Consider the following 12,847-nt stretch of genomic DNA (forward strand, 5'->3'; position numbering starts at 1 on the left):
CGTCCGGGCAATCAGCCGGCGATCGGTGCCCGCTTCGCGCGGGGATGCGCGGAATCGAACGCATCGAGGAGGCGCGTCGTGTCGACCTTGGTATAGAGTTGCGTGGTCGAGAGCGAAGCGTGGCCGAGCAACTCCTGAATGGCGCGCAGATCGCCGCCGCCGGCCAGCAGATGAGTCGCGAAGGAGTGGCGCAGCGCATGCGGTGTCGCGCTGTCGGGCAAGCCGAGCGCACCGCGCAATTCGGCGACGGCGAACTGGATGATCCGGGGCGAGAGCGGTCCGCCCCGAGCCCCGACGAAGAGCGGGCCTTCCGGAGGAAGCACGTAGGGACAGCCGCGGAGATATTCCTCAACCGCCTCCGCGACGGCCGGCACGATCGGCACGCTGCGCTGCTTCCCGCCTTTGCCCGTCACCGTGATCGCGTCGATGCCGCGCAGCGGTGCATCCCGCCTCTGGATTCCGAGCGCTTCCGAGATGCGCAGGCCCGCACCGTAGAGAAGTGCGAGCACGGCGGCATCCCGCGCGAGGATCCAAGGTTCGCGCTCGGTCGCGCCTCGCGTGTCCGGGTCCGTCAAGGCCACGGCGGCCTTCGCGGTCAGGGGACGGGGCAGGTTGCGCTCGACCTTCGGGGTGCGGATCGCCGCAAAGGCCGAGGCGGTGCCATGGCCCTCCCGCTCGAGATGTCGGGCAAACGAGCGGAGCGCAGCGAGCTGGCGCATCAGCGAGCGGCTTCCGATCCCGGCCGCACGCCGCCGCGCCAGGAAGGCCCGGATGTCGAGAGGCGCGAGCGCCAGGATGGCCGCGACGTCCGGCGGCCCGCCGAGATGTTCCGCCAGGAAGACCAGGAACTGTCGAAGATCGCGTCCATAGGCCTCGACGGTCTTCGGTGACAGGCGGCGCTCCCGGGACAGCATCGAGAGCCAGGACAGCATCGCGCGAAAACTGTCGCCGGTCCCGGGAAAGCCGGCGCCGGCTCTATCAGGAGTGGGTGAACGAGCGCTGCTTCTTCCCATGGCGCCATGTGCCACGCCGATGGTTTCCAAACTCTTCATCGCCCCGAATGCACAACCTTGACTTCGTGGCGACGTATGCGACGCACGAGAGTCTCCGCCGATCCTCGATCCCTGGACACCCGCATGGCCTATCCTCCCGTCCCGCCTCGGCTCACCCGTGTGACGATTCCCGTCGCGGGATCGCGGGCGGTTCGGAGGATTCTCGACCGATGAATCGCGGCATGATCGAGGCCCCTGTCGCATCGGCTCTCGGAAGCCAAAGGCCTGCCTTGCCCTCGATGACGCGCGGTACGGGAAAGACGGAGCCATGAGCACCCGCATCGCCGATGTTCTGATCCCGCTCGCGCTCGACACCGCCTACAGCTATCGGGTTCCGGAGGATCTCGGCCTCGTCGAAGGCGACGTGGTCGTGGTGCCGCTCGGCACCCGCGAGACTGTGGGCGTCGTCTGGGGCCTGAGCGAAGGCGGCGGCGCGAACCTCAAGGCGGTATCGGGGAAGGTCGACGCGTCACGTCTCTCGCCCGCGCTGCGCAAGCTGTTCGACTGGCTCGCCTGGTACACGCTCGCTCCGCGAGGCTCGGCGCTTGCGCTCGGCCTGCGCGTTCCGGAGCCGCGCCCCGAGGTGCCGCGAGTGGGCGTGCGCCTCACGGAGCGCGTGCCGGTGCGCATGACTGCGGCCCGACGCCGGGTGCTCGAAGCCGCGGCCGACGGACTCACGCGGTCGAAGCGCGAACTCGCCGATGCGGCTGCCGTGAGCGCATCGGTGATCGACGGCCTCATCGACGAGGGGGCGCTGGAGACCCTCGCCCTCGCCGCGGATCCGGTCGCGAAGATCCCCGATCCCGGTTTTGGGCAAGCCGAGCTCTCGGAGCAGCAGCACGAGGCCGCGCGCGCCGTCTGCGCGGCTTTTCATGACGCTCCGCCGCCGGTCATTCTCCTCGAGGGCGTGACGGGTTCCGGCAAGACCGAGGTCTATTTCGAGGCGGTGGCGGAGGCGCTTCGGGCCGGCAAGCAGGTCCTCATCCTGATGCCCGAGATCGCGCTCACCGCGCAGTTTCTCGAACGCTTCGCGGGGCGGTTCGGGGTGCCACCGGCCGTCTGGCATTCGGGCGTCTCCAGCCGTCGGCGGGAGCGGCTCCATGCCGGCGTCGCGACCGGCGAGGTACAGGTCGTCGCGGGCGCCCGCTCGGCCTTGTTCCTGCCGTTCGAGCAACTCGGATTGATCGTCGTCGATGAGGAGCACGAGACGGCCTACAAGCAGGAGGACGGCGTCCACTACCATGCCCGCGACATGGCGGTCGTCCGCGGCAAGCTCGAAGGAGCGACCGTCATCCTGGCCTCGGCGACGCCCTCGCTCGAGTCCCGGGTGAACGCCACGCGTGGCCGCTATCGCCGGATCGTGCTGCCCGAGAGATTCGGCGGACGCACGATGCCCGAGATCCGCGCGATCGACCTTAAGCGGGAAACGATGCCGCGGGGGCGCTTCATCTCGCCGACGCTCGCCTTCGCCGTTGAGGATACGCTGGCGCGGGGCGAACAGGCGCTGCTCTTCCTCAACCGGAGGGGCTATGCGCCGCTGACCCTCTGCCGCGCCTGTGCCTATCGCTACGAATGCCCGAACTGCTCGGCCTGGCTCGTCGAGCACCGCTTCCGGCGGGCTCTCGTCTGCCACCATTGCGGCCATATCGAGCGCACGCCCGAGGCCTGCCGGAGCTGCGGCAGCGTCGACTCGCTCGTCTCCTGCGGGCCCGGCGTCGAGCGCATTGCCGAAGAGGTGACGGAAATCTTTCCCGGACGGCGGAGCATCGTGCTGTCGAGCGACTTCCCGGGTGGCGCCGAGCGATTGCGGGCGGAACTCGCCGCCGTTGCGGCCGGAGAGTTCGACCTCGTGATCGGAACCCAGCTCGTCGCCAAGGGACACAATTTCCCATTCATGACCCTCGTCGGAGTCCTGGATGCGGATCTCGGGCTGGCCTCGGGCGATCCGCGGGCCTCCGAGCGCACCTTCCAGGTCCTCCAGCAGGTCACCGGACGTGCAGGCCGTGGGGAGAAGCCCGGGCGAGCCCTCGTCCAGACATGGCAGCCGACCCACCCGGTGATCGCGGCACTCGTCTCAGGGGATGCGGAACGCTTCTACCGGGAGGAGGCGAGGGCGCGTGAGGCTGCCGGGCTGCCTCCGTTCGGACGTCTTGCCGCAATCGTGGTCTCGGCTGCGGAGCGTGAAGCTGCCGAAGCGCATGCCCGCGGGATGGCTCAGGTCGCGCATCCTCTGCCCGGCGTCATGGTTCTCGGCCCCGCGGAGGCACCGCTCGCCGTCATCCGCGGACGCCACCGCTTCCGGCTCCTGGTGCGCACGGAGCGCGAGGTCGATCTTCAGTGCTATCTGCGGGACTGGCTGGCGCGCTGCCCCAAGGCTTGCGGGAGCGTGCGGGCCATCATCGATATCGATCCGCAGAGCTTCCTGTGACGTCATGGCTCCGCCCGGTCCAGGGCAGGAGCCATGCGCTGCAAGAGGCCAAGCGGATGCCGGGCGCTGCATCGGGAGAGGGCAGGCCGCCCGTGGCCGGCGCCCATTCCGCAGCGCGGCATTGCCTTGCGCCCCCCTGGAACCCGTGCTAGTGCACCCCCGCCTTCCCGGCGGGTTTCCGCCCCCGTGACTGCGCCTACCCCATAGCTGACGGGCCTGTGCTGCCGCTTCCTGCGATGCCGGCCATTGCTCGTAATGAGAGAGACGCTCAGTGGCTGAAATCGGTCAGACGTCAGGAACCCTTCTCGCGGGTGTCGCGGGCCGTTACGCGTCCGCCCTGTTCGAGCTCGCCCAGGAAGCCGGCCAGGTCGACGAGGTCGGCCGTGATCTCGATCGGTTCGACGCCATGGTCGGCGAGAACCCGGATCTCACCCGGCTCCTGCGCAATCCGGTCTTCACGGCCGACGAGCAGGCCCGCGCCGTCGGCGCCGTGCTCGACCACAGCGGCATCGGCGGCCTCGCTGGCAATTTCATTCGTCTCGTTGCCGCCAACCGGCGTCTCTTTGCGCTCCCGCAGATGATCCGCGCCTATCGCGAGCTCGTCGCCCATGCGAAGGGCATCGTGCGCGCCGAGGTGACGCTTGCCGCTTCTCCGTCCGATGCCGTCATGAACGACATCCGCGCGGCCCTGAAGGATCTCGCGAAGTCCGAGGTCGCCATGGACGTGAAGATCGACCCGAGCCTCATCGGTGGCCTCATCGTGAAGATGGGCAGCCGCATGGTGGATGCCTCTGTTCGTACCAAACTCAATTCCATTCGTCATAGCCTGAGAGAGGTCCGCTGATGGACATTCGAGCCGCCGAGATCTCCGCGATCCTCAAAGAGCAGATCAAGAACTTCGGAACGGAAGCCGAGGTCACCGAAGTTGGGCAGGTCCTGTCCGTTGGTGACGGCATCGCCCGCTGCTATGGACTCGACAAGGTCCAGGCCGGCGAGATGGTGGAGTTCGAATCGGGCGTGCGCGGCATGGCCCTCAACCTCGAATCCGACAATGTCGGCGTCGTGGTCTTCGGCAGCGACCGTGAGATCAAGGAAGGCCAGACCGTCAAGCGCACGGGCGCCATCGTGGACGTGCCCGTCGGCAAGGGTCTCCTCGGTCGCGTCGTCGACGCTCTCGGCAATCCGATCGACGGCAAGGGCCCGATCGAGTCGACCGAGCGCCGCCGCGTGGACGTGAAGGCTCCCGGCATCATTCCGCGCAAGTCGGTGCACGAGCCGATGGCGACCGGCCTCAAGGCGATCGACGCGCTCATCCCGATCGGCCGCGGCCAGCGCGAACTGATCATCGGCGACCGCCAGACCGGCAAGACGGCCATCGCCCTCGACACGATCCTGAACCAGAAGCCGCTCAATCAGAGCGACGACGAGAAGGTGAAGCTCTACTGCGTCTACGTCGCAGTCGGGCAGAAGCGTTCGACCGTCGCGCAGTTCGTGCGGGCTCTCGAAGAGAACGGCGCTCTCGAATATTCGATTATCGTGGCCGCGACGGCCTCCGATCCGGCGCCGATGCAGTTCCTGGCGCCGTTCTCGGGCTGCGCCATGGGCGAGTTCTTCCGCGACAACGGCATGCATGCCGTGATCATCTATGACGACCTGTCGAAGCAGGCGGTCGCCTATCGCCAGATGTCGCTGCTGCTGCGCCGCCCGCCGGGCCGCGAAGCCTACCCCGGCGACGTGTTCTATCTCCACTCGCGCCTCCTCGAGCGCGCGGCGAAGATGAACGATACCATGGGCGCCGGTTCGCTGACCGCGCTGCCGGTCATCGAGACGCAGGCCAACGACGTGTCGGCCTATATCCCGACGAACGTCATCTCGATCACCGATGGCCAGATCTTCCTCGAGACCGACCTGTTCTACCAGGGCATCCGCCCTGCCGTGAACGTGGGCCTCTCGGTGTCGCGGGTGGGCTCCTCGGCCCAGACGAAGGCGATGAAGAAGGTCGCCGGGCGCATCAAGGGCGAGCTCGCACAATACCGCGAGATGGCGGCCTTCGCGCAGTTCGGCTCCGACCTCGACGCGACGACGCAGCGCCTGCTCAACCGTGGCTCACGCCTGACCGAACTCCTGAAGCAGCCGCAATTCTCGCCGCTGAAGATGGAAGAGCAGGTTGCGGTGATCTATGCCGGCGTGAACGGCTATCTCGATCCGCTTCCGGTCGATCGCGTGCGCGCCTTCGAGGATGGCCTCCTGAGCGTCCTGCGCGGTAAGCACACGGACATTCTCGAGTCCATCCGGACGACGCGCGATCTGACGGATGAGACGGCGGCGAAGCTGAAGGGCGTTGTCGAATCCTTCGCCAAGTCCTTCGCGTAAGCACGAGCTGGGATCCGCTCGATGGCGAGCCTGAAAGATCTGCGTAACCGCATCGCCTCCGTGAAGGCGACGCAGAAGATCACCAAAGCCATGCAGATGGTCGCGGCGGCGAAGCTCCGCCGCGCCCAGAGCGCCGCTGAGGCTGCGCGCCCCTACGCCGAACGCATGGCGCAGGTGCTCAGCGGGCTTGCTGCGGGAATCACGATCGGGCCCGAGACACCGCGGTTGCTCGCGGGCACGGGCTCCGATCAGACCCATCTTCTCCTGGTCTGCACGGCCGAGCGCGGCCTGTGCGGCGCCTTCAACTCATCGATTTCGCGTCTGGCGCGCGATCATGCCAACCGGCTCATTGCCGAGGGCAAGACGGTCAAGATCATCTGCGTCGGCCGGAAGGGTTACGAGATCCTGCGCCGCCAGTTCGGCGACCGCATTATCGACGTCGTCGACCTGCGCTCCGTCCGTCAGCTCGGCTACGAGCATGCGGACTCGATCGCGCAGAAGCTGCTCTCCCTCTTTGAGCAGGGTGAGTTCGATGTCGCGACCGTATTCTATTCCCGCTTCCGCTCGGTGATCGCGCAGATCCCGACCGCGCAGCAGATCATCCCGGCTCAGATCGAAGAGACCACGGCCGCTACGTCGGACGCGGTCTATGAATACGAGCCGGACGAGGCCGAGATCCTTGCGACGCTTCTGCCGACCAATGTGTCCGTGCAGATCTTCCGCGCGCTCCTCGAGAACGCTGCCTCCGAGCAGGGTGCACGGATGAGCGCGATGGACAACGCTACGCGCAACGCTGGCGAAATGATCAGGAAGCAGACGATGACCTACAACCGGACTCGTCAGGCGATGATCACCAAGGAACTCATCGAGATCATCTCGGGCGCCGAGGCGCTCTGACCCGTTCAGGAAGGACCAATCATGGCCAACACCGCAACCCCCGGGAGCAATAAAATCGGCCGCATCACGCAGGTGATCGGCGCCGTCGTCGACGTGCAGTTCGATGGCGACCATCTGCCTGCGATCCTGAATGCTCTCGAGACGACCAACCAGGGCAATCGCCTCGTGCTTGAGGTCGCGCAGCAGCTCGGCGAGAGCACTGTGCGCTGCATCGCGATGGACACCTCTGAGGGCCTGACCCGCGGCCAGGAAGTCACCGACACCGGCGCGCCGATCATGGTGCCCGTCGGGGACGGCACGCTCGGACGCATCATGAACGTGATCGGCGAGCCGGTCGACGAAGCAGGCCCGGTCCCGGCGGAGGCCACCCGCGCCATCCACCAGCCGGCCCCGTCCTATGCGGAGCAGTCCACCGAGGCGCAGATCCTCGTCACCGGCATCAAGGTGATCGATCTTCTCGCCCCCTATGCCCGCGGCGGAAAGATCGGCCTGTTCGGCGGCGCCGGCGTCGGCAAGACCGTGCTGATCCAGGAACTCATCAACAACGTCGCTAAGGCGCACGGCGGCTATTCCGTCTTCGCCGGCGTCGGCGAGCGCACGCGTGAAGGGAACGACCTCTATCACGAGATGATCGAGTCCGGCGTGAACAAGGATCCGCAGGAGCATGGCGGCTCCACCGCCGGTTCGAAATGCGCCCTCGTCTATGGCCAAATGAACGAGCCTCCGGGCGCCCGTGCCCGCGTCGCGCTCACGGGGCTGACGGTTGCCGAGCATTTCCGCGACCAGGGCCAGGACGTGCTGTTCTTCGTCGACAACATCTTCCGCTTCACCCAGGCGGGCTCGGAAGTGTCGGCGCTGCTCGGCCGCATTCCCTCGGCGGTCGGTTACCAGCCGACGCTTGCGACCGACATGGGCACGCTGCAGGAGCGCATCACGACGACGACCAAGGGTTCGATCACGTCCGTGCAGGCGATCTACGTGCCGGCCGACGACCTGACCGACCCGGCTCCCGCGACCTCCTTCGCCCACCTCGACGCAACGACCGTGCTCTCCCGCGCGATCTCCGAGAAGGGCATCTATCCGGCCGTGGATCCGCTCGACTCGACGTCGCGCATGCTCGATCCCCGCATCGTCGGTGAGGAGCATTACCAGGTCGCGCGCCGCGTTCAGCAGATCCTGCAGCGCTACAAGGCCCTCCAGGACATCATCGCGATCCTCGGCATGGACGAACTCTCCGAAGAGGACAAGCTGACTGTCGCCCGCGCGCGCAAGATCGAGCGCTTCCTGTCCCAGCCGTTCTTCGTGGCCGAAGTCTTCACGGGCTCGCCGGGCCAGCTCGTTGCGCTCGAGGACACGGTCAAGAGCTTCAAGGGACTCGTGGAAGGCCAGTACGATCACCTTCCGGAAGCGGCCTTCTATATGGTCGGAACAATCGAACAGGCCGTGGAAAAGGCCCAGCGCCTCGCTGCCGAGGCTGCGTAACACCGATCGCAAAAGCCGGAGCGTACGCGCGCTCCGGTCTTCTCCTGCCCGAGCTCCCGGAGCCGCACCGTCATGGCCAAACTCACATTCGAACTCGTGGCGCCCGAGCGGATCATCTTCTCCGGCGACGTCGACGCCGTCGTTCTGCCCGCATCCGAGGGCGACATGACAGTTCTCCCCGGGCACGCGCCGCTCATGACCGCGCTGAAAACGGGCTTTCTCGTCATCACGGACACCGTCGGCAACGGCCGCCGCGTGCTCGTGCGCGGCGGCTTCGCCGACATGAACCCGCAGGGTCTGACCGTGCTCGCGGCGCGCGCACTTCCCGAAGAGGAGATCACCCCGGAGATCCTCGACAGGGAAATCCTCCACGCCGAGATGCTCTACGATGCCACGAACGACCTCGGCGGAAAGCTGGCCGCGGAGGCTGCGATCGCGCAACTCCGAGAAGCCCGCGCAGCCCTGAGTTTCTGAATGACTGGCCGGCCTCGCGCCGGCCTTTTCATTTCTTGGACGTTCCCGCGTTCCGATCGTCATTGTGAGCGGAGCGAAACAATCCAGGCTACCGCGCTAGGAAGAAGCACTTTGCCTGCAAATCGGAACGACGAAATGACATCTGTCACGTCCTGTCTCTTTGCCACACCAGCCTACCGTTCCTGCATGGCCGGAGGCATCGCGTCTCGATTACGCGTCTCGCTCACTCCTGACAGACACCGCCATTCCAAGAAAAACCAGCATGGCTCGATTGAGGCGAAGGACATCCTCGTCATCCAAGCGTCCGATACGAGAGCCAATTTTTGACTTTGGGACGGTGGTGATCTTGTCGACCATCAGACGGCAAGGCGCACGCAAACCATTACGCTCGTTTGGCTCGATCAGAATGCGGAACAGCGGCGCCTCCGTCTCGTCCGTGGTGAAAGCGCAGATCGTGACGGAGTTGGTCGCGTCGAAGCTGTCGTCCTGTACGATCGCGACGGGGCGCGGCTTTCCTGCGTAATCCTTGCCACCAGAGACCGTCCAGATCTCGCCTCGCCTCATTCGTCATTCCAGTTCGACACCGCATCGATGAACGCCTGATCCTCGCGAGCATGGGCGCTCGCGGCGACGGCCCGTGATTGACGATGCGCTTCGGAACGAAAGGCCGGCGCGCGTACGTCCGGTACCCAGATCTGGATCGGGCGCAGGCCCTGACGGCGCAATCGCTCTCGATGCTCTTGTACTTTCACGCGGGAGGGCTTGGACCGAGGCGCCGACGTCATGACCATTCTCCAGGCGGGGTTACATGTAACCTATCACGAGCTGGTCGGTTCAGCCAGTCTCAAGCCCCGGAGGTCACGATGCCGTGCCGAGCTGCAGAGAACTCCCGAACTCCTACACCGATCTATGGGCGCGATTTCCGCAGCCAGATGCCGCCCTCTCCCCCAATCACTCCCCCATCGCGATCAGCGTCGCATTCCCACCAGCCGCGGCGGTGTTGATCGTCACTGTCTGCTCGGTTGCGAAGCGCGGGAGGTAGAACGGTCCGCCGGCCTTCGGGCCGGTGCCGGAAAGACCATGTCCTCCGAACGGCTGCACGCCGACCACGGCGCCGATCATGTTGCGGTTGACGTAGACATTGCCGACCGAGAGCCGTTCGATGATGCGCTCCACGGTGGTGTCGATCCGCGAATGCACGCCGAGTGTCAGGCCGTAGCCGCTGGCCTCGATCGTCTCGAGCACGTGATCGAGATCGCGCGCGCGATAGCGCACCACGTGCAGGATCGGTCCAAAGACTTCCTCCGCCAGAGCCCTTGCGTGCGGCAACTCGAAGACATGCGGCGCGACGTAGAGCCCTTCGGGCGCTATGCCCGCATAATGCACACGAGCCGAGGACTTCTCCATGGCGACGATGTGCGCACCGAGGCGCGCCATCGCATCCGCGTCGATCACGGGCCCGATCTGCGTCGCGATTTCCCGCGGGTCGCCGACCTTCAGCTCGCGGGCCGCGCCGGCGATCATCTCGATCATCCGGTCAGCAACATCCTCCTGGATGCACAGGAGACGCAGCGCGGAGCAGCGCTGGCCCGCGGAGCGGAACGCGGATGTCATGACATCGTCCGCGACCTGCTCGGGCAGCGCCGTAGCATCGACGATCATGGCGTTGATGCCACCAGTTTCGGCGATCAGCGGAACGATCGGTCCATCCTTGTCTGCCAGCGTCCGATTGATCAGGCGGGCCACCTCGGTGGAACCCGTAAAGACGACGCCCGCGACCGCAGGTGACGCCACGAGCGCGGCGCCGATCGATCCGTCACCCGGCATGAGATGAAGGGCCGAAGCCGGAATTCCGGCCTCGTGCAGCAGGCGAACCGCAAGAGCGGCAATGAGGGGCGTCTGCTCGGCAGGTTTCGCGACCACGGCATTGCCGGCGACGAGCGCGGCCGTGACCTGTCCGAGAAAGATCGCGAGCGGGAAATTCCACGGAGAGATCGCCACGAACACGCCTCGCCCGCGCAGGCGAAGCACGTTGCTCTCGCCCGTCGGACCGGGCATGAGCGTGCCGGGTCCGAACAGGCGCTCGCCTTCGAGAGCGTAGTAGCGGCAGAAATCAGCCGCCTCGCGAACTTCGGACAGCGCATCGTCGAGCGTCTTGCCGGCTTCCGCCTGAAGAAGATGCAGGAAGGCGCCCCGGCGCTCCTCCAGGAGATCCGCAGCCCGCCGCAGCGCCGCAGCCCGCTGTTCGACCGGCGTCTCCGCCCACGCGCGAAAGCCTGCCTGGGCCCGTTGAAGGGCAGTCGACGCATCGCCGGGGCTCGCTTCGACCACCTGTCCCACGACAAAGCCGTCGATCGGGCTCGTAACCGCACGCTCCCGACCGGAGCGCTCGCGTCCATCCACCAGCAGAGCCGCGTGGAACGGTTCCGTAGTGCCGCGGCGAATCTCCGCCAGGAGTGATTCAAGGGACGCTTCGTGCCCGAATTCCACGCCACGCGAGTTCGCCCGCTCCGGACCATAGAGATCGCGCGGCAGCGGGAGCTTCGGATGCCGGGCCGCAGCCGGCATCCCGACGAGGTCGGCAGGCCGTTCGAGCAGCGTCTCGACCGGAACGGAAGGATCGGCTGCCTGCGAGACGAAGGAGGAGTTCGCACCATTCTCGAGAAGGCGTCGGACGAGATAAGCGAGAAGATCCCGGTGCCCTCCGACCGGGGCATAGGTCCGGCACGCCGCGCCGGGATTGGCCTCCAGGACGTGAGCGTAGAGCGCCTCGCCCATTCCGTGCAGGCGCTGGAACTCGTAGCCCTCGACGCCGCCGGCCATCTCGATGATCGTCGCAACGGTCAGCGCATTATGGGTCGCGAATTGCGGGAACAGGCGCGGACGGTGCGCCAGCATTCTCTCCGCACAGGCCACGTAGTTCAGATCCGTCATCGCCTTGCGGGTGAAGACGGGATAATCGTCGAGCCCGCGCTCCTGCGCGCGTTTCACCTCGGTGTCCCAATAGGCGCCCTTGACGAGGCGCACCATGAGGCGCCGCCCGAGGTGCTCGGCAAGGCCCGCCACATAGTCGATCACGGCTTCGGCGCGCTTCTGGTAGGCCTGGATCGCGAGGCCGAACCCCGTCCAGTCGGCTAGAGACTCATCGCTCAGAACGGCGACTATGACGTCGAGGGACAGTTCGAGCCGGTCCGCCTCCTCGGCATCGACGGTGAAGTTGAGATCGTATGCTTTCGCGCGCCGGGCGAGATCGAGCACGACCGGGACGAGTTCTGCCATGACGCGATCGCGACTCAGGGCTTCGTAGCGGGGGTGGAGCGCCGAGAGCTTCACCGAGATGCCCGGCCGGTCGGGCAGGAGATCGTTGCCGGCTGCACGCCCGATCGCTTGGATCGCCGCGGCGTAGGAGTCACGGTAGCGCGCGGCGTCGGCGGCCGTCCGGGCTCCCTCTCCGAGCATGTCGAAGGAGTAGCGGAAGAGCCGACCGCTTCCCGAGCGTGCACGGCCGAGCGCTTCATCGATTGTCTGCCCGAGCACGAAGTGATTGCCCATCACCCGCATGGCCTGGCGGGTTGCTGCGCGCACGGCCGGGAGGCCGATGCGCTTTGCGAGCTGCCCCAGGATGCCCTCCGGGGTCTCGCCCGGCTGAATAATTCGCGTGGTCACGCCGAGCGCCCAGGCCGAGGCATTCACCAGGAAGGCTTCCGAACGGGCCTCGTGCCCCGCGAAATTTCCCTGGCCGAGCTTGTCCTCGATCAGCCGGTCTGCCGTGGCTGCGTCGGGCACCCGGAGCAGAGCCTCCGCGAGGACCATCAGCGCAAGGCCCTCCTTCGTGGAGAGCGAATACTCGCGAAGCACTTCCTCGACGCCGCCTAAGCCCCCGCCGTGAGACCGGATCGCTTCGATGAGGCGTGTTGCACGGTTGTCGATCCGGCGTTCCGCATCGGTCGAGCGGCGCGTGGCGGCGAGTAAACGAGCCGCGATCGCCGCATCGTCTTCGGCAAAGGGCGCTCGGAAAGGGGGAAAGGGCAACCGGTCCGGCATTCGGGAACTCCTGGGGCTGCCTTGAACATAAGCGATCTCGAGCCGTGGTTCGATGGGCATTTGGCCAGGATTGCCGTAGTATAATCTAGCAAAGCAT

The 12,847-nt window shown here is 66.4% G+C and carries 10 protein-coding genes; 6 read left to right on the top strand and 4 right to left on the bottom strand.

Annotated features, from left to right (window positions below):
* Nucleotides 1–11 precede the first annotated feature (11 nt).
* The gene (locus BN1233_RS02695) at nt 12–1,013 is read right to left on the bottom strand and encodes a tyrosine recombinase XerC (protein WP_046862411.1); all 1,002 of its coding nucleotides are present in this window, start codon (nt 1,011–1,013) and stop codon (nt 12–14) included.
* 307 nt (nt 1,014–1,320) lie between these two features.
* Here BN1233_RS02695 and BN1233_RS02700 point away from each other — a divergent pair, with 307 nt between their 5' ends.
* From BN1233_RS02700 to atpC, 6 genes are all read left to right on the top strand, one after another.
* Entirely contained in the window at nt 1,321–3,480 is a 2,160-nt protein-coding gene (locus tag BN1233_RS02700) for a primosomal protein N' (protein WP_046861900.1), read from the top strand.
* A gap of 271 nt (nt 3,481–3,751) precedes the next feature.
* The gene (locus tag BN1233_RS02705) at nt 3,752–4,324 is read left to right on the top strand and encodes a F0F1 ATP synthase subunit delta (RefSeq protein ID WP_046861901.1); all 573 of its coding nucleotides are present in this window, start codon (nt 3,752–3,754) and stop codon (nt 4,322–4,324) included.
* A complete protein-coding gene (gene atpA, locus BN1233_RS02710; protein WP_046861902.1) occupies nt 4,324–5,853 on the top strand; it encodes a F0F1 ATP synthase subunit alpha in 1,530 nt (509 codons plus the stop codon). Before BN1233_RS02705 ends, atpA begins: the two co-directional genes overlap by 1 nt.
* A gap of 21 nt (nt 5,854–5,874) precedes the next feature.
* Nucleotides 5,875–6,750 (top strand): F0F1 ATP synthase subunit gamma, encoded by an 876-nt coding sequence (locus BN1233_RS02715; protein WP_046861903.1) that lies wholly within the window; start codon nt 5,875–5,877, stop codon nt 6,748–6,750.
* Nucleotides 6,751–6,771: 21 nt separating this feature from the next.
* Complete coding sequence (atpD, locus tag BN1233_RS02720; protein ID WP_046861904.1) at nt 6,772–8,232, top strand: F0F1 ATP synthase subunit beta; 1,461 nt, start codon at nt 6,772–6,774, stop codon at nt 8,230–8,232.
* Nucleotides 8,233–8,304: 72 nt separating this feature from the next.
* Nucleotides 8,305–8,706, top strand: a complete 402-nt coding sequence (atpC, locus tag BN1233_RS02725; RefSeq protein WP_046861905.1) for an ATP synthase F1 subunit epsilon — start codon at nt 8,305–8,307, stop codon at nt 8,704–8,706.
* A gap of 210 nt (nt 8,707–8,916) precedes the next feature.
* Here the strand turns inward: atpC and BN1233_RS02730 are convergent, their stop codons facing one another.
* The 3 genes from BN1233_RS02730 to putA form a co-directional block, all read right to left on the bottom strand.
* Nucleotides 8,917–9,270, bottom strand: a complete 354-nt coding sequence (locus BN1233_RS02730; RefSeq protein WP_046861906.1) for a type II toxin-antitoxin system PemK/MazF family toxin — start codon at nt 9,268–9,270, stop codon at nt 8,917–8,919.
* On the bottom strand, nt 9,267–9,491 hold the full coding sequence (locus tag BN1233_RS02735) for an antitoxin MazE family protein (RefSeq protein WP_046861907.1): 225 nt from the start codon (nt 9,489–9,491) through the stop codon (nt 9,267–9,269). The genes BN1233_RS02730 and BN1233_RS02735 overlap by 4 nt, the downstream gene beginning before the upstream one ends.
* A gap of 166 nt (nt 9,492–9,657) precedes the next feature.
* A complete protein-coding gene (gene putA, locus BN1233_RS02740; RefSeq protein ID WP_046861908.1) occupies nt 9,658–12,750 on the bottom strand; it encodes a bifunctional proline dehydrogenase/L-glutamate gamma-semialdehyde dehydrogenase PutA in 3,093 nt (1,030 codons plus the stop codon).
* Between the last annotated feature and the right edge of the window lie 97 nt (nt 12,751–12,847).

It is taken from the genome of Microvirga massiliensis (assembly GCF_001006805.1).
GTDB lineage: Bacteria > Pseudomonadota > Alphaproteobacteria > Rhizobiales > Beijerinckiaceae > Microvirga > Microvirga massiliensis.